The following is a 16516-nucleotide window of genomic DNA, read 5'->3' on the forward strand; positions in this document are numbered from 1 at the left end:
GCTGGATCAGATCGGACGAACCGCTTCTGCCTGGGGCCCCTTTGCCCCTGTACCCAGTTCGAAGATGACGTGTTGTCCCTCTTCCAGAACCTTGTAGCCGTGCATATCGATGGCCGAGTAGTGGACGAAAACGTCCTGGCCACCTCCATCGACGGTGATGAAGCCGAAACCCTTTTCAGCGTTGAACCATTTGACGGTTCCGTTCGCCATGTGTAACTCCTTGTTGCTGAATTCGTCGACACGCGCCCGTTGGCCGTACCGGGCCTGGCGCAGGGATTGCGTCCATTGCATTCGCCCGATGGAATACGTCTCCTGCGAGAACGCCCGGGCAAACACGATGAAGGACCATTTCTCAATTTACGGAAGCTCCGGAAGAACGAAAGGGGGTTGACGCGCGAGCGCCCGACGTATAAGCGACGGCTATTCGGCCGGCTCGTAGTCGGCGCCGACGACAACGGTCAGGTCCGCCGCGGAATCGGCGAAATCGCTTGAGAGCAGCACCTCCGAGCCGGGCAGTGACTCCGCGACTCCGCGGGCCGCTCCCTCCAGGGCCGCGTCGGCGTAGTAGACCGTCGTGGTCTGCACATCCTCCGTGCTCGCGTTGTCCAACTCTTCGATCGTCCAGCCCTCCGCCTCGAGGACATCGCCAACGGACCGGGCGATCCCCTCACCAGCGGTCCCGTTCAAAACGGTCACGGTCGAGTCAGGGTCCACGGTCGCGGCCGGCGTCGGCACCGACTCCGACGCCGACGCCGACGCCGGAGTGTCACTCGGAGTGGCGCTCGGCTCGGCCGCGCTGTCAGTACTCGTCGCGGTGCCCGGCAACTCGAAGTTCAGGTTGTTGTTCAGGACGGCCAGGCCGACGACTCCGCTGCCGACCAGCAGCACGGTTGCACCGAGAGACCACCACACCGCAACCCAGCCGCGCCCTTTCTTGCCGGGCGCGCGGTGGGCCCCCACCCGCTCCAGGGAATGCGGGAGGTGGTCGAAGCGGTCTTTCGCGTAGGAGTTCGGCATCGTGAGGCTGGTCAGATCCTTAGTGGGCGGTGATGAGACACGGGCAGGGTGCGGGTCAGGGAGTCAATCGGTGGACTGTAGCGACCGGCTCTCCCGCGCCTGCGACCGGGCGTCGCGCATCCGCTGCAGGCGTTTCACCAGCATCGGGTCGTGGGCCAGGGCCAGCGGCGAGTCGATCACAGCGCCCAGTAGTTGATAGTACCGGGCGGCCGAGAGGGCGAACTCGGCCCGGATCGCCTGTTCCTTGGCACCGGCGTGCTGCCACCCCTGCCGCTCGAAGGCGAGGATCGACCGGTCGCGGGCGGACAGGCCTGCCGGGGAGGAGGAGTCCGAGGCAGGCTCCGCGGGAGTCGACGAACCGGGAGTTCCGTCCACGTGCCACCTCCCTCGATCTCTGCAATCCTATTTGTCGATGCCTGCGTACTCGCTGGGCCGTTGTGCCGTGCTGTCCACGGTGGAAAAACCTGCCTGCCTCCCGATCGAGGAATACCGCCGCGGTCTGGCGAGTTTAGTGTTGGTACGGACAGATTTCGGCCTCTCCGGGGTCGAGCAGGAAGGAATGGAACATGGACTACGAGGTCGAGAAGTCGGATGCGCAGTGGCGCGCTGAGCTGAGCCCCGAGCAGTACGCCGTACTTCGCGGCGCCGCCACCGAGCGGGCGTGGGCCGGCGAGCTCCTCGATGAGGGCCGCTCCGGGATTTACACCTGCGGGGCTTGCAATGCCGAGCTGTTCAAGAGCGGCACGAAGTTCGACTCCGGTTGCGGCTGGCCGAGCTTCTACGAATCGGTGCGTCCCGAGGCCGTTGAACTCCTCGAAGACCGAACCCTCGGGGTTGTGCGCACCGAGGTGCGCTGTGCGAAGTGCGGCTCGCACCTGGGCCACGTCTTCGACGACGGATTCGGAACGCCCACCGGCGACCGGTACTGCATGAACTCCATCTCGCTCAATTTCAAGCCGGTCGAGTAAGCGTTGTCCGACCTCCTCGATACGGTCGGTCATCGACGCTCCCACTCCAAGGTCACCGGGCAGGTGCCGAGCCATGCGGAACTGCTGCCTGTGGTGGCTGCCGCGGCCCGTGTCGCCGACCATGGCGCTCTGCGCCCGTGGCGGCTGATCGAGTTGCGCGGTGACGCGCGGCGTCGCCTGGGCGAGGCCATGGTCGAGGCCGCCGGGCTGAACGGCACCGAAGCCGCCAGGCTCGCCGCTAAGCCGCTGCGCGCCGAACTTCTGATCGCCGTGGTCGCGAGCCGTCGCGAAAGCGACACGGTGGCGGTCTGGGAACAGGACGCCGTCGCGGCGGGTGTCGCCCACATGCTGAGCCTTCTCCTCGCCGCCCAGGGTTGGGGCGTCATGTGGCGTTCCGGCGCCCTGGCCCGCACGCAGCCGGTGAACGACGCCCACGGCCTCGCGGCCGCGGAAGAATTGCTCGGTTGGCTGTACGTCGGGGGCATTCCGGCCGATGCAAAACCGGGCGTGCGCTCACCGATCGATCCGACAAATTTTCTCAGCGCCCTCGAGGACACCGTCACCGAGAAAACCACGATCTGAAGCGATGAAAGTAGAGGGCCGGCCACGGGACTTGAACCCGTAACCCCCACTTTACAAGAGTGGTGCGCTACCAATTGCGCCAGGCCGGCATGAGGCGATCGACGCCTCGACTCACCATCCTAAATGACGAACCCGTGCTGCGCCGCCATCAAAGCGGGGCGCCTACCCGGCCGGTGCCGGCTCGGGGGTTGGCGTCGAAGTGGAGTAGGTCGCGCCGGCCGCCTGTAGCACGAAGGCGGCGAACTCCCTCGGGTCGTCGAGTGCGCCGACGTACTGCTTTCCGTTGACGAGCACGGTGGGTGTGCCGGTGATGGCCTCGACCTCGGTGTTCGGCAACGGACCGGACAGAGCCCGGTCCGTGGATGCGATGACCCACGATTTGAAGGTCGTGTCGTCAATGCACTCGTTGATCTGCGACACCCGGTCGCTCACGCCGGCGTCCTTCACGAGGCCCTTGATGGCCGCGTCGTCGTGACCGGCGGTGCCCTCCTTGGGCTGTTCCTGGAACAGGATGGCGTTGAAGTCGTAGAAGTTTGCGGGGGCGTAATTGGCCACACATGCGGCGGCGTTTGCAGCCCGAAGCGAGTATTTCGTGCCGGAGGACTTGTGGGTCAGGATCGAAACCGGGTGGATCTCCACGGTCGCGGCACCCGACGTGACCCACTGGCTGATCTGGTCACTGTTGGCGGCCTCAAACTCGCTGCAGAACGGGCAGAGGTAGTCGGCGTAGACGCGGATGTCAGCCACCGTGCCGGTCGCATCCGGCTTGGACGGTATCGGCTTGGCCTCGGGCTGGAGCGCGGAGGTCGTGACCGGGGTCATCCCCTCGGAGATCAGCACGCCGTCACTGGCCATGTTCGCCGGACCGGGGCCGATGGGGGGAATCGAGTTGATGATGACCACGGCGATGACCGCGGCAATGGCGACGCCGGCGGCGGCGATTCCGCCGCGCAGGGCGACCCGGTAACGGCGGTCCTTTTTCTTCTGCTCCTCGCGGATCCGCTTGGCCTTGGTGCGCACCGCGTCACGTCGCTGATTCTTAGAAGGACGGCCGTCGCCCGATCCGCCAATAGTCATGAATGCTCGCTCCGAGTAGTTAGTGCAGAGGCAAGCCATTTGCGAATGCCTCCCAAATAGTAGGTCCCCTTTCTGGGAAACGGCCAGACGGGGCCTGCGGGCGGGCTCCGCCGCAGAATTCCCGCCGTCGCCGCGATCCCCCGACATGACATACTGGGGAAGTTGACCTGTCGCACATGACGCGTGGCAGGCGTAGTAACCCATCACAACGGATCGTCCGGCACGTACCTGCCGGTGAAGGAGAAATCAACCATGGCTTCAGTCACGTTCGACAAGGCGACCCGCCTCTATCCGGGTTCCTCTATTCCCGCCGTTGACAAGCTCGACCTGTCGGTTGCCGACGGCGAGTTTCTCGTGCTGGTCGGCCCGTCCGGCTGCGGCAAGTCCACGTCCCTGCGCATGCTCGCCGGCCTCGAAGAAGTCAACGAAGGCAACATCTTCATCGGTGAGCGCAACGTGACGGATGTCCCGCCGAAAGACCGCGACATCGCCATGGTCTTCCAGAACTACGCTCTGTACCCCCACATGACGGTCGCCGAGAACATGGGCTTCGCGCTCAAGATCGCCGGAGTCAACAAGGATGAGCGCGCCGCCCGCGTTCTCGAGGCCGCCAAGCTGCTCGACCTCGAGCCGTACCTGAGCCGCAAGCCGAAAGCTCTCTCCGGTGGCCAGCGTCAGCGCGTCGCCATGGGCCGGGCCATCGTGCGTCAGCCCCAGGTGTTCCTGATGGACGAGCCTCTGTCGAACCTCGACGCCAAGCTGCGCGTGCAGACCCGCACCCAGATCGCTTCGCTCCAGCGCCGCCTCGGCGTCACGACGGTCTACGTGACCCACGACCAGACCGAAGCCCTCACCATGGGCGACCGCATCGCAGTCCTCAAGGATGGCGTGCTCCAGCAGGTCGGCACGCCTCGCGACCTGTATTCGAAGCCGAACAACGTCTTCGTTGCCGGCTTCATCGGCAGCCCGGCCATGAACCTGTTCCTGGCCGACACCGTCGACGGCGGCGTCAGGTTCGGCACCGCCACGATTCCCGTGCCCCGCGAGACCCTGGCCGGCTCCACCGGCACGAAGGTCACGATCGGCGTTCGCCCCGAGGACATCCACCTGTCCACCACGCATGGCGAGGGCCTCGAAGTTGCCGTCGACCTGGTCGAGGAGCTTGGTGCCGACGGTTACCTCTACGGCCACTCCACGGTCGAGGGCAAGCGCACCGATATCGTCGCTCGCGTCGATGGTCGTTCGCACCCGTCCGCCGGCGACACCGTTTACCTCACCCCGACGCCGCACCACATGCACGTGTTCGACGCCGAGACCGGCCTGCGCCTCGGTGGAGCAGTCGCCGACTAGGCACCCGCTCGTCAACGAACGGCCGGATGGAGCATGATCCATCCGGCCGTTTTGTCGTTCCCCGACTGTGGAGCACACCGGTAAACTCGACGGATGAGCGGTTCACTCAACATCACATCGGCCACTGCCGATCCAGCCCTACTTGACCTTCCCTGGCACCTCCCGCTGGACGCCTGGCCGAACGAGAACATCGCAGCGTTGCCCAAAGGCATCTCGCGCCACCTCGTGCGCTTCGCTCATTTGAGCGGCCGTGTCGTCGCCATCAAGGAGACCACCAGCGAGATGGCCAAGCGCGAGTACGAGATGCTCCGTACCCTGCAGGGCCTGGAAATTCCCTGCGTCGAGCCGCTCGCCGTGATCACGAACCGCACCGATGACGACGCCGAGCCGCTGAACTCGGTGCTCGTCACCCGGCACCTCAAGTTCTCGCTCCCCTACCGCGCGCTCTACTCGCAGACCCTGCGGCCCGACACCGCCACCCGGCTGGTCGACGCCCTGGCCCTGCTGCTGGTACGCGTGCACATGGCCGGCCTCTTCTGGGGCGATGTGTCGCTGTCCAACACCCTCTTCCGCCGTGACGCCGGCGCGTTCGCCGCCTACCTGGTCGACGCGGAGACCGGGCAGCTCTATCCCGGCGGGCTCTCCAACGGCCAGCGCGAAAACGACCTGGAGATCGCGCGCGTCAACATCGCCGGTGAGCTCATGGACCTCGAGGCCGGCGGCCGGGCGGCCGACGAGCTGGACCCCATCCGGGTCAGCAATGGGATCGTGGCCGCCTACCGGCTGCTCTGGAAAGAGCTCACCGGGTCGGAATCCTTCTCCAGCTCCGAGCGCTGGCGCATCACGGAACGCGTCGAACGCCTCAACGACCTCGGGTTCGACATCGAGGAACTGGCCATCAAGACGGACAACACGGGTACGACCGTGCGCATCCAGCCGAAGGTCGTCGACGCCGGCCACCACCAGCGGCGCCTGCTGAGGCTGACCGGGCTCGACGCCGAGGAGAACCAGGCCCGGCGCCTGCTCAACGACCTCGACTCCTACCGGGTCTCCTACGGCGACCCGGAGGCCGACGAGGAGATGCTGGCGCACGAGTGGCTGGTGCGCGTCTTCGAACCCGTCATCCGGGCCATTCCCCGCGATCTCAAGGGCAAGCTGGAGCCGGCCGAGGTCTTCCACCAGCTGCTCGACCACCGCTGGTTCATGGCCCAGAACCAGTCCAGGGATATCCCGCTGGCCGAGGCCGTCACCTCCTACGTCAAGGACGTGCTCCGGCACCGCCGCGACGAGGCCACCGTGATCGAGCCGGCCACCGGCGAGATCACGATCCCGATCGACGTGACCGACGATGAGACCGCCGCCCTGGCGGACGCGGCCGAGTCGGCCGCCGACGACGAGGCCGACTGGCGCCTCAAGGTCTGATCCGACCGGCGTGCCGCCGGGTCCGTGTAGCCCGCCGAACCGTGAGAAAAGCCCGCCGATTGTGGGATTAGGAGGCTTTTCTCGCGGTTCGGCCTACCGGGCGGGCGCCCGGCGGATCGGGTTAAGAGGCTGCGGAGGCGGCTGCCGCCGTCGCGGCGGCTACCTGCTTCGCGACCTTGGCGGCCTTGGCGGCCGCGCGCAGTCGGGAGACCTCGTACAGTGTCACGCCGGCCGCGATCCCCGCGTTGAGGGATTCGGTCGAGGCGCTGATCGGGATCGACACAATCGCGTCGCAGGTCTCGGTGACGAGGCGGGACAGCCCCTTGCCCTCGCTGCCGACCACGATCACGATGGGGCGCTCGGCGAAACCGATGCCGAGCTCGGGCAGCTGGGTGTCGCCGTCGCCGGCGAGTCCGATGACGAGCACGCCGCGCTCCTTGAGCGCCTTGAGCGACTGGGTCAGGTTGGTGGCCATGGCGACGGGAAGTCGGGCAGCGGCTCCGGCCGACGTCTTCCACGCCGACGCGGTCACGCCGACGGACCGACGCTGCGGCACGATCACGCCGTGTCCGCCGAACGCGGCCGTCGAGCGGATGATGGCGCCGAGGTTGCGGGGGTCGGTGATGCCGTCGAGGGCGACGAAGAGCGGCTTGTGGCCGCGGCTGATCGTCAGTTCCAGCAGCTCGAGGGGCTGGGCGTACTCGTAGGCCGGCACTTTGAGCGCGAGACCCTGGTGCACCGAGTCCCGGCCCGCCAAGCGGTCGAGCTCCGGGCGCATGACCTCGAGGACGGGGATGCCGCGGGTCGTCGCGAGGGTGAGGACCTCCTTCACCCGTTCGTCCATTTCAATGCGCGTGGCGATGTACAGGGCCGTGGCGGGGATCTTCGCCCGCAGCGCCTCCAGTACGGAGTTGCGCCCGGTCACAACCTCATGCTCGTCGATCTGCTTGGCCCGGCGGGTGGACGCTCCGCCGCCGCCGGTGTTGCCGGTGGTGGCGCTGCGCGGCGCGCTCTTGGGACCAGCGGAGCCGCGGCTGCGGCCGCCGCCGGCCGCGACGAAGCGGTCCTGGGCGAGCTTGCGTTTGCCGGCGGGGTGGTAGGGGCGGTCTTCCGCTTTGGGCGTGGGCTTCTTGCCCTCGAGCGCCTGGCGTCCCTGGCCGCCGGAACCGACCTGTGGTCCCCGGCTGCCCTTGCGCACGGCCCCGGTGCGGGACTTACGGTCTGTGTTCTTCATCAGTCAAAACTCCAATGGGCACCCGAGGGGGTGTCTTCGATGGTAATTCCGGCGGCGACGAGCTCGTCCCGGATACGGTCTGCGGCCGCATAGTCGCGGCCCTGCCTTGCGATTTCGCGATCGTCGAGCAGGCGCTCGACGAGGGCGGTGAGTGCGATCATGGCCGGTTCGTCCGTGGCCACGGACCAGCCCGGTGAGAGCGGGTTGATGCCGAGAACCTCACTCATGGCGAGCACGTGACCACGCGCGGCGGCGGCCGCGTGCAGATCTTCGGCGTCCAGCGCCGCGTTGCCGGTACGCACGGTGTCGTGCAACACCGCCAGAGCCTGAGGCACGGCCAGGTCGTCGTCCATGGCGGACGCGAATTCGTCCGGGACGATCTCGACGCCGGATCCGGCGAAGCGGGTGTCCGCCAGGCGGCGGTCGGCGCGGTCGAGGAAGCTCTCGATTCTTTCGAGGGCCGCTTCGGCCTCCACGAGGGAACCCTCGTGGTAGTCGATGGTGGAACGGTAGTGGGCCGCCCCCAGGTAGTAGCGCACGACGATGGCGCGCGCCTGGTCGAGCAGCTCCGTCGCGAAGACCGAGTTGCCCAGCGACTTGGACATCTTCTGCCCGTTCACGTTGACGAGACCGTTGTGCACCCAGTAGCTCGCGAAGCCGTCGCCGGCGGCGGCGGACTGGGCCAGCTCGTTCTCATGGTGTGGGAAGCGCAGGTCGAGCCCGCCGCCGTGGATGTCGAAGTGGGAGCCGAGGTAGCGGGACGCCATGGCCGAGCACTCGATGTGCCAGCCGGGACGGCCGGCTCCCCACGGGGACGGCCAGGAGGCAGACTCCGGTTCATCGGCTTTGCGACCCTTCCACAGGGCGAAGTCGCGTGGGTCGTTCTTGCCGCGCAGGTCGGCATCCGCTGCCGGTTCCATGTCGCCATGCCGCTGGCGGGTGAGGTCACCGTAGTCGGGCCAGCTCGCCGTGTCGAAGTAGACGTCGCTGGAGGCGTCATCGGCCGGGTAGGCGTGCCCGAGTTGGATCAGTCGGGTGATCAGGTCTTGCATCTGCTGGATGCTGGCGGTCGCCCTGGGTTCGTAGCTGGGGGCGAGGATGCCCAGCCGCTGGTAGCCGGCGGTGAACTCCAGCTCGTAGCGGTAGGCGAGCGCCCACCACTGCTCGGCGCCCCCGACCGCGTGGGCCAGAATTTTGTCGTCGATGTCGGTCACGTTGCGCACGAAGGTCACGTCGAAGCCGCGGTAGGTGAGCCAGCGGCGCAGCTGGTCGTAGACGAGGGCGCTGCGCAGGTGGCCGATGTGGGGCGAGGACTGCACGGTGGGTCCACAAACGTAGATACCCACCGCGCCGGGCGTGAGGGGTATGAAGTCGCGGAGGGCCTGGGCCCTGGAATCGTAGAGTCGCATGGTCACGCTTCCCAGCTTAGGTCAGGGTCTGCCGGGGGGTCGGGGAGAATGAGCGCCGTCGCGATGGCGGCGAGGCCCTCGCCGCGACCGGTGAAGCCCAGGGCATCCGTCGTGGTCGCCGACACGGCGACCGGCGCCTTCAGCAGCGATCCGAGCAGCGCCTCCGCCTCCGCCCGGCGCGTGCTGAGTTTGGGCCGGTTGCCGATGATCTGCACCGTGACGTTGCCGACCCTGAACCCGGCGGCCGCCAGCAGGCGCAGGGTCTCGCCGAGGAATACGTCGCCGTGGGCGTCGACGAGGCGCGGATCGGATGTGCCGAAGACACCACCGAGATCGCCCAGCCCGGCGGCGGAGAGCAGGGCGTCGCAGATGGCGTGCACGGCGGCATCGCCATCGCTGTGCCCGGACAGTCCGCGCTCCCCCGGCCAGTGCAGGCCGGCGAGCCACAGTTCGGAGTCGTCGTCGAAGGCGTGCACATCGAGCCCGGTGCCCACGCGGGGCGCGGTGTCGGTGCGGGGCGCGGAGTGGGCCGGCATGCGTCCGCCGAGCAGGGCCTCGGCCCGGCCCAGGTCCCACGGGGTTGTGATCTTGAAGGCGAGGGGGTCCCCGGCGATCACGCTGACCGGGTAGCCGGCGGCGGCCACCACGCCCGCGTCATCGGTTGCCGCGAGCGACGAGCCGGCGGATGCCGCGGCGGCCGCGGCGGCGAGCATCTCCCTCGGGAAGCCCTGCGGGGTCTGCACGGCCGAGAGTGCGGCGCGGTCCACCGTGCCCAGGATCTCGCCGGCAGCGGAGATGTTTTTGATGGTGTCGACCACGGCCAGGCCGGGAACGATGCCGTGACCGGTGGACTGCACCGCGTCGACGACGGCGTCGCAGAGCGCGGCGGGCGTGAGGGCGCGCGCGGCGTCGTGAACCAGGACGGTGCGCACGCCGGGGTGCACCGCGGCCAGGCCGCGGTTCACCGATTCCTGTCGCGTGGCGCCGCCGGCCACCACGTCGACGGATGCTGCCCCGCCCGCCCTCGAGGCGACCCGGCGAGCGTGGGCCAGGTGGGTGTCGGGCGCGACGACGATGACCTGCACCGGGTCCCGCATCGCGAACACAGAGGCAAGCGCGCGTTCGAGCAGGGTGCGTCCGGCCAGCGAGACGAACGCCTTCGGCTCGGCGTGCCCGAGCCGGCTGCCACTCCCGGCGGCGACGACGATGACTGCGACCTGGGGCGCGGGGGTTTCAGTCATATCTGGAGGCTATCTGGTGAGGTCGGCGACGAATAGACGCGAGACGGTGAGTACGAAGCGGTGCGGGAAGTGGTGCGGGAAGAACTGCGGCATGAGACCGCGTCGGCGCGGGCGTCAGAGGCACGAAATACGAAAGGCGGCACCTCGCGGCGCCGCCTTCCCTCGAAAGCAAGTCTGGTTACGTCGGTTCTGATTCTGCCGATCCGGCTATGCCGGTTAGGACGCCAGGACCTCGTCGAGGACCGTGGAGGCCTTCTCTTCGTCGGTCTTCTCCGCCAGTGCCAGCTCTGAGATAAGAATCTGACGGGCCTTGGCCAGCATCCGCTTCTCGCCGGCGGAGAGGCCCCGGTCCTGATCGCGGCGCCACAGATCACGAACGACCTCCGACACCTTGATGACGTCGCCGGATGCGAGCTTTTCCAGGTTGGCCTTGTACCGGCGCGACCAGTTGGTGGGCTCTTCGGTGAAGGGAGCGCGCAGCACCTCGAACACCTTGTCGAGACCCTCTTGACCGATCACATCGCGAACGCCGACCAGGTCGACGTTCTCGGCGGGCACCTCGATGGTCAGATCGCCCTGGGTGACATTCAGCTTCAGGTACAGTTTCTCTTCACCCTTGACCATGCGCGTCTTCACCTCGGTGATCGTCGCAGCACCATGGTGGGGATAAACGACAGTTTCGCCAACCTCAAACAGCATATGAATATCCCTTCAGCAACGTCGAGGATACCACAGCGGCCAGTGGTAGGGTGCGCCGCGCCCGGGCGCGCGCGGCTCAGCCCGACGGGAGCCGGTAGGCTGAAGGGGAAAGCTTAATGTGCAGCGTTTGGCCGTCAGGCGGAACGGTGATCTGTTGGAGGCGTTGTGAAAGCTCGTATCATCGTGTCCGTCGTTGTGGCGGCCGGCATCCTTCTGGGGACCAGCGGCTGCAATCTGCTGGCACCGCAGTCGACGACCGCGAAATACGACGCAAGCGACGGAGTCAGCGGCAATGTCGGCGACCTCGCCATCCGCAACGCCATGCTCCTGTCGGACGACGGCAACATCGCCAACCTCGTGGTCACCGTCGTCAACTCGGGCGATTCGGCACACAGCCTGAACGTGCAGTACGACGATGGCACCGAGAAGTTCACCCAGGAGGTGAACGTGGACGCGAACTCCAGCGTCACGTTCGGCACACCGGATTCCCCGACCGTCACCGTCACGGCCGACGTCGCGCCCGGGTCGCTGTTCCCCGTCTTTTTCCAGTACGGCAACGAGACCGGCGTCGAGGTTCTCGTCCCGGTACTCGACGGCTCGCTCGAGGAGTACTCGACCCTGCTGCCGACCTCCGCCCCGTAGGGCGAGGCCGACCGGCCGCTCCGGATCGCGGGACGCATTTCCGCGCGGGCGTGCTTGTCGCGCCCGGCCTCAGGCGTCGAAGCGGTAGCCCAGGCCGCGCACGGTGACCAGCATGGTCGGATCCGAGGGGGCGGCTTCGATCCGCGACCGGATCCGCTTGATGTGCACGTCCAGGGTCTTGGTATCCCCGAAGTAGTCGCTGCCCCAGACCCGGTCGATCAGCTGACCTCGGGTGAGCACCCGGCCGGCGTTGCGGAGCAGGAACTCCAGCAGCTCGAATTCCTTCAGCGGCAGGTTCACGATCTCGCCGGACACTGTCACGGTGTGCCGCTCGGTGTCCATCCGCACGGTGCCCGCCGACAGCAGGCTCAGGTCCTCCCCGACCTCGTCGGTGCGGCGCCGGGAAACGGCACGGATGCGGGCGAGCAGTTCCCGGGTCGAATACGGCTTGGTGACGTAGTCGTCGGCGCCGAGCTCGAGCCCGACCACGATGTCCACCTCGGAGTCCTTGGCGGTCAGCATGATGATCGGCACGGACGACCGCGTGCGAATCTCCCGGCACACCTCCGTGCCCGGGATGCCGGGGAGCATGAGGTCGAGCAGAATCAGGTCTGCGCCGGTGCGGTCGAACTCGCTGATGGCGCTCGGACCATCCTCGGCGACGGTGACCTCGTACCCCTCCCGCTCGAGCAGGAAGCTCAGCGGCTCACTGAGCGCGCTCTCGTCTTCGACCAGAAGGATGTGGGTCATGGGGTGTCTCCTATCGCCGCCGAAGCGGGGTGCGGCGCCTCCGGGAGGCGGATGGTGAAGGTCGAACCGCTGCCCGGCTGCGACCAGACGCGGATGTCGCCGCCGTGGATCTGAACGATGTGCTTGACAATCGCGAGGCCGAGGCCCGTACCGCCGGTGTGCCGCGACCGGGCCTGGTCGACCCGGAAGAAGCGTTCGAAGATCCGATCAAGATCGGCTTCCTCAATACCCACGCCCTGGTCGGTGACGCTGATCTCGACGACTCCGGCGTTCTTGCGCACCCCGACCCCGACGCGGGAACCCTCTGCTGAGTAGTTCACGGCGTTGGCCACGAGATTGTGCACGGCCATCACGAGGAGCCGCTCGTCGCCGCTCACCTCGGCCCCCGATTTCTTGCCGAGGGCGATCGTGATCCGGTCCGCCTCCGCGGGGACCCGGCTCTGGTCCACCGCCGTGGCCACGATGACGTCGACGTTGACGATCTCGGGCTCGGTTAGGGAATCCTGCGCCTGCAGGCGGGACAATTCGATGATCTCCTGGGTCAGGCGGCTGAGGCGACCGGACTCAGTGGTGAGGCGGTTCGCGAAGCGGCGCACCTGCGCCGGCTCGTCCGCCGCCTGGGTGAGCGCCTCGGCCAGCAGCCCCACGGCGGCGATGGGGGTCTTCAACTCATGGCTGATGTTGGCGACGAAGTCCCGGCGCACCTCGTCGAGCCGGAAAGCCTCGGTGCGGTCCTCCGCCAGCACCAGGACGTACCGTGTTCCCAGCCGGGCCAACCGCACCCGCACCCGCATGCTGGCATCACCGAAGGGCCCGCGGGAGAGGACGAGGTTTTCCGAGATCGGCTCGCCGGAACGGCGCACCTGGCTGATCAGGTCCAGGAGCTCGGAGTGCACCATCTGCCGATTCCAGACCAGTCCCATCGACACCGCGGCCTGGGATGCCTTGATCACGTTGTTGGACGGGTCGACGACGGCACCGGCCGTCTCCAGCGCGTCGAGCACCTGGTCGATTCCGTCGGGGACGGCCGGGTTCACGACCTCGGCGGCGCGCCGACCGTGGCGCTCGGCCACGTGCAGCAGCGTCATGAAACCGGCCCCGACAGTCAGGCCGAGGGCCAGCGCCAGAAGCACAAGCCCTGTCGATTCCATTCATCCAGAATACTGACGTTTATTCCGGGTGGGTGACAGGGCCGTCCCGGCGCGCAAGCTACTTTAGGTAGAGTTCAAGACCACGGCACCTGCCGTTAACCTCCCTCCCCCATGATTCGGTGGGGCCAGGTGGGTCTCACGTGTCTGCGTGTTACGCGCGCCCAGGAAGGACCACACACCATGCGTGAAGTATTCCAGCAGGAACTCGCCGAAGTGCAGGATCGCCTTGTCGAGATCTCCCGACTCGTGGCGATCTCCATCGACAAGGCGACGCGCGCCTTCAACGAGTCCGACGTCGGTCTGGCGGAGGAAGCGATTTCCGAAGACGAGAAGATCGACGAGCTGACCATCGAACTCGACGAGCTGGCCATCACGATCCTGGCCCGCCAGCAGCCGGTCGCACGCGACCTGCGCATCGTCGTCAGCGCCCTGCGCATCAGTGCGTCGCTCGAACGGATGGGCGATCTGTCCACGCACATCGCCCAGCTGGCCCGTTATCGGTTCCCCGACAAGGTCGTGCCGAAAAGCCTGCGCGCCACCTTCGCCGAGATGGGCACGCTCGTCACGGCGATCGCGCACATGCTCACCGCGCTTCTGACCAATGAGGACATGAAGCTGGCCGAAACCATCCGCAACGAAGACGACAAGGTCGACGCGCTGCACCTCAGCGTGTTCGACGCCGTGCTCGGGGCGACCTGGAAGGGCCAGGCGGCCGATACGGTCGACTCCACCCTCGCCAGCCGCTACCATGAGCGCTTCGCCGACCACGCGGTCTCGATCGCGAAGAAGGTGCAGTACCTCGGCACCGGCGCCTGGCAGCAGAACACGAGCGCCTAGAGTCCAGGCGTTCCGGCCTCATGAGGAACGAGAAAGCCCCGGAAGCAGTCGCTTCCGGGGCTTTCTCGTTCCTGGTGGGTTGGACGCTACTTCTTGTTTCCCTGGGCCGCAACGGCGGCGGCACCGGCGGCGGCAGCCTCGGGGTCCAGGTAACGGCCGGGGCCCAGCGGCATCATGTCCGCGCCGAGGCGGTAGACCAGCGGGATGCCGGTGGGGATGTTCAGCTCGGCGATGTCCGCGTCGCTGATGCCATCAAGGTGCTTGACCAGCGCACGCAGCGAGTTGCCGTGGGCGGTGACGAGAACCGTCTTGCCCGCACGCAGGTCGGGGGTGATGTCGGATTCCCAGTAGGGCAGCATCCGGTCGACGACGTCGCTGAGGCACTCGGTGCGGGGCAGGTCGTCGCCGAGCGCCGCGTAACGCGGGTCGTGCGCCTGAGACCAGCGGGAATCGTCGGCCAGCACGGGCGGCGGAACGTCGAAGGAGCGGCGCCACAGCTGGAACTGCTCGGGCCCGAACTTGGCGAGGGTCTCCGCCTTGTCGAGGCCCTGCAGGGCGCCGTAGTGGCGCTCGTTGAGCCGCCAGGAGCGCTTGACGTCGATCCACAGCCGGTCTGCCTCTTCCAGAGCGATGTTCGCGGTCTGGATGGCGCGGGTAAGTAATGAGGTGTGCAGGATGTCGGGCAGCAGGCCCGACTCGGCGAGAAGCTCGCCGGCGCGCTTTGCTTCGCCCGCGCCCTGCTCGCTCAGCCTGACATCCACCCAGCCGGTGAAAAGGTTTTCCTGATTCCATAGGCTTTGGCCGTGACGGAGAAGGATGAGATTGTATGCATCTGACATGCGTCCAACTCTACCGACGTGGCGAGCGCGCCGGGGCTGGGTCGCCGGCCCGGGTCAGTGGCCGGCGTCAGTGGCCGGGCGTCAGTGGCCGGGCGTGCGGATGCCGAGCCGGGGCAGGCGCGGGATATCGGCCACCGAGCCCGCCGACTGAGGCACGATCACCTCCTGTGCGGCCGCGACGAGGATGTCCTGGGAGGCCACGTACAGGGTGACCGTGGCGGGAACGGTGCGCTTCACCGTGGCGAGCGCGATCGGGCCCAGCTCGTAATGGATGGCGCTGGAGGTGATCCGGCCGATCCCGCGGTGCTCGGTGGTTCCATCGGCCAGCTGCTTCACGGCCTGCACCTCGTCCCCGTGCACGGGGAGCACCGCGTCGGAGCCGTCCAGGTGCAGCAGCACCAGGCGGCGGGGCGGATGCCCGAGGTTGTGCACCTTGGCCACGGTCTCCTGGCCGCGGTAGCAGCCCTTGTTCAGATGCACGGCGCTGCGCAACCAGTCGAGTTCGTGCGGCAGGCTCTTCTCGTCGACCTCCGTGGCCCGCCGCGGGCGCCACGCCGCGATCCGGAGGGCCTCGACGGCGAGGAGGCCGGCCGCGGCGACCCCTCCGTCCCGCACGGCGTCGCGCAGAGCCGGCAGGGACGCGCGGGGGACGAGGGTCTCGGCCCAGTGCCACGCGGCGGCCGGGTGCACCGGTCCAGGCGCGTACTGGTATCCGCCCGCGGAGACCTGGGTCCAGGGGTCGTGCCACACCAGAGGCACTCCGTTCGGCGCGGCCGGTGTGAGCGGCAACACCGACGGGTCACCCATCGACCCGATCACGGCGTAGGCGAGAGTGTGGTCGACGACCTGCACCCGCAGTGTGAAGCGCATCGTGTCGAGCCAGGCGTGCAGCCCGGGCAGTTGGGCTGCCTCGACCAGCAGCCAGGTCTCCACCCCGTCGTCGATGACGGCCATGGCGTATTCGACGTGGCCGTTCGGGTCGAGCAGGAGCGTCTCGGTGGACTCCCCCGGCGCCAGGCGGCGCAGCTCCTGGCTGGAGATGGAGTTCAGCCAGGTCAACCGGTCCGGGCCGGCGACGCTCAGCACGCCGTGGTGGGACAGGTCGACGACGGCTCCGCCGGCGAGGAGCCGGCGCTGCTCCGTGAGGGGTCCGCCGTAGTGCGCGGCCACGCCGGCGTCGATGCCCTCGGCCTGCACCGCGCCGTCGAGTTCGAGCAGCGGGGATCTGAGCGGCGAGGACGGGAGAGGGGACACAGGTGCATCGGTCATGGGAACTCTTTCCAACGGACGGTTCGGCG

Annotated in this window: 18 protein-coding genes and 1 tRNA gene; 6 read left to right on the forward strand and 13 right to left on the reverse strand. The window is 67.6% G+C overall.

All coding sequences use genetic code 11. From position 1 onward, the window contains the following. Window positions 1–6: 6 nt before the first annotated feature. The 3 genes from E3O18_RS04860 to E3O18_RS04870 form a co-directional block, all read right to left on the reverse strand. Entirely contained in the window at window positions 7–210 is a 204-nt protein-coding gene (locus tag E3O18_RS04860) for a cold-shock protein (protein WP_104100133.1), read from the reverse strand. 210 nt (window positions 211–420) lie between these two features. After that, window positions 421–1017: a LytR C-terminal domain-containing protein gene (locus E3O18_RS04865; protein WP_134417634.1), complete on the reverse strand. Its 597-nt coding sequence runs from the start codon at window positions 1015–1017 to the stop codon at window positions 421–423. 63 nt (window positions 1018–1080) lie between these two features. After that, window positions 1081–1392 (reverse strand): DUF3263 domain-containing protein, encoded by a 312-nt coding sequence (locus tag E3O18_RS04870; RefSeq protein WP_134417635.1) that lies wholly within the window; start codon window positions 1390–1392, stop codon window positions 1081–1083. A gap of 191 nt (window positions 1393–1583) precedes the next feature. On the opposite strand from E3O18_RS04870, the gene msrB reads away from it, so the two are divergent. Further along, window positions 1584–1985, forward strand: a complete 402-nt coding sequence (msrB, locus tag E3O18_RS04875) for a peptide-methionine (R)-S-oxide reductase MsrB (protein ID WP_104100136.1) — start codon at window positions 1584–1586, stop codon at window positions 1983–1985. Between the two features lie 3 nt (window positions 1986–1988). Further along, a complete protein-coding gene (locus E3O18_RS04880; protein WP_134395029.1) occupies window positions 1989–2567 on the forward strand; it encodes a nitroreductase family protein in 579 nt (192 codons plus the stop codon). Between the two features lie 16 nt (window positions 2568–2583). On the opposite strand, the gene E3O18_RS04885 is transcribed toward E3O18_RS04880, so the two are convergent. Together E3O18_RS04885 and E3O18_RS04890 are read right to left on the reverse strand one after the other, a co-directional pair. After that, window positions 2584–2656 (reverse strand) — tRNA-Thr (locus E3O18_RS04885). Window positions 2657–2729: 73 nt separating this feature from the next. Continuing rightward, window positions 2730–3644 (reverse strand): thioredoxin domain-containing protein, encoded by a 915-nt coding sequence (locus E3O18_RS04890; RefSeq protein ID WP_134395030.1) that lies wholly within the window; start codon window positions 3642–3644, stop codon window positions 2730–2732. A 252-nt stretch (window positions 3645–3896) separates the two neighbouring features. Here E3O18_RS04890 and ugpC point away from each other — a divergent pair, with 252 nt between their 5' ends. After that, complete coding sequence (gene ugpC / locus E3O18_RS04895) at window positions 3897–4994, forward strand: sn-glycerol-3-phosphate ABC transporter ATP-binding protein UgpC (RefSeq protein ID WP_134395031.1); 1098 nt, start codon at window positions 3897–3899, stop codon at window positions 4992–4994. 93 nt (window positions 4995–5087) lie between these two features. Continuing rightward, complete coding sequence (locus E3O18_RS04900) at window positions 5088–6416, forward strand: DUF4032 domain-containing protein (protein ID WP_134395032.1); 1329 nt, start codon at window positions 5088–5090, stop codon at window positions 6414–6416. A gap of 121 nt (window positions 6417–6537) precedes the next feature. Here the strand turns inward: E3O18_RS04900 and rlmB are convergent, their stop codons facing one another. From rlmB to E3O18_RS04920, 4 genes are all read right to left on the reverse strand, one after another. Then, window positions 6538–7650 (reverse strand): 23S rRNA (guanosine(2251)-2'-O)-methyltransferase RlmB, encoded by a 1113-nt coding sequence (gene rlmB, locus E3O18_RS04905; protein WP_134395033.1) that lies wholly within the window; start codon window positions 7648–7650, stop codon window positions 6538–6540. Beyond that, the gene (gene cysS, locus E3O18_RS04910; protein WP_134395034.1) at window positions 7650–9065 is read right to left on the reverse strand and encodes a cysteine--tRNA ligase; all 1416 of its coding nucleotides are present in this window, start codon (window positions 9063–9065) and stop codon (window positions 7650–7652) included. The genes rlmB and cysS overlap by 1 nt, the downstream gene beginning before the upstream one ends. Continuing rightward, window positions 9062–10300, reverse strand: coding sequence for a 2-C-methyl-D-erythritol 4-phosphate cytidylyltransferase (gene ispD / locus E3O18_RS04915; protein ID WP_134395035.1), 1239 nt, complete (start codon window positions 10298–10300; stop codon window positions 9062–9064). Before ispD ends, cysS begins: the two co-directional genes overlap by 4 nt. Before the next feature lie 216 nt (window positions 10301–10516). Continuing rightward, complete coding sequence (locus tag E3O18_RS04920; protein ID WP_104100144.1) at window positions 10517–10999, reverse strand: CarD family transcriptional regulator; 483 nt, start codon at window positions 10997–10999, stop codon at window positions 10517–10519. A 165-nt stretch (window positions 11000–11164) separates the two neighbouring features. Here E3O18_RS04920 and E3O18_RS04925 point away from each other — a divergent pair, with 165 nt between their 5' ends. Beyond that, window positions 11165–11641 carry a hypothetical protein gene (locus E3O18_RS04925; protein WP_134395036.1) on the forward strand — a complete coding sequence of 159 codons (477 nt, stop codon included), beginning with the start codon at window positions 11165–11167 and terminating at the stop codon, window positions 11639–11641. Window positions 11642–11710: 69 nt separating this feature from the next. Here the strand turns inward: E3O18_RS04925 and E3O18_RS04930 are convergent, their stop codons facing one another. Next, a complete protein-coding gene (locus tag E3O18_RS04930) occupies window positions 11711–12391 on the reverse strand; it encodes a response regulator transcription factor (RefSeq protein ID WP_104100146.1) in 681 nt (226 codons plus the stop codon). Further along, window positions 12388–13542 carry an ATP-binding protein gene (locus E3O18_RS04935; RefSeq protein ID WP_134395037.1) on the reverse strand — a complete coding sequence of 385 codons (1155 nt, stop codon included), beginning with the start codon at window positions 13540–13542 and terminating at the stop codon, window positions 12388–12390. Before E3O18_RS04935 ends, E3O18_RS04930 begins: the two co-directional genes overlap by 4 nt. A gap of 180 nt (window positions 13543–13722) precedes the next feature. Here E3O18_RS04935 and phoU point away from each other — a divergent pair, with 180 nt between their 5' ends. Beyond that, entirely contained in the window at window positions 13723–14379 is a 657-nt protein-coding gene (phoU, locus tag E3O18_RS04940; RefSeq protein WP_134395038.1) for a phosphate signaling complex protein PhoU, read from the forward strand. 86 nt (window positions 14380–14465) lie between these two features. Here the strand turns inward: phoU and E3O18_RS04945 are convergent, their stop codons facing one another. Together E3O18_RS04945 and E3O18_RS04950 are read right to left on the reverse strand one after the other, a co-directional pair. Beyond that, window positions 14466–15218, reverse strand: coding sequence for a phosphoglyceromutase (locus E3O18_RS04945; protein WP_104100149.1), 753 nt, complete (start codon window positions 15216–15218; stop codon window positions 14466–14468). An 81-nt stretch (window positions 15219–15299) separates the two neighbouring features. Next, on the reverse strand, window positions 15300–16487 hold the full coding sequence (locus E3O18_RS04950) for a folate-binding protein YgfZ (protein ID WP_134395039.1): 1188 nt from the start codon (window positions 16485–16487) through the stop codon (window positions 15300–15302). Between the last annotated feature and the right edge of the window lie 29 nt (window positions 16488–16516).

It is taken from the genome of Cryobacterium sp. TMT2-42-4 (assembly GCF_004402645.1).
In the GTDB taxonomy this organism is placed as follows: Bacteria; Actinomycetota; Actinomycetes; order Actinomycetales; family Microbacteriaceae; genus Cryobacterium; species Cryobacterium sandaracinum.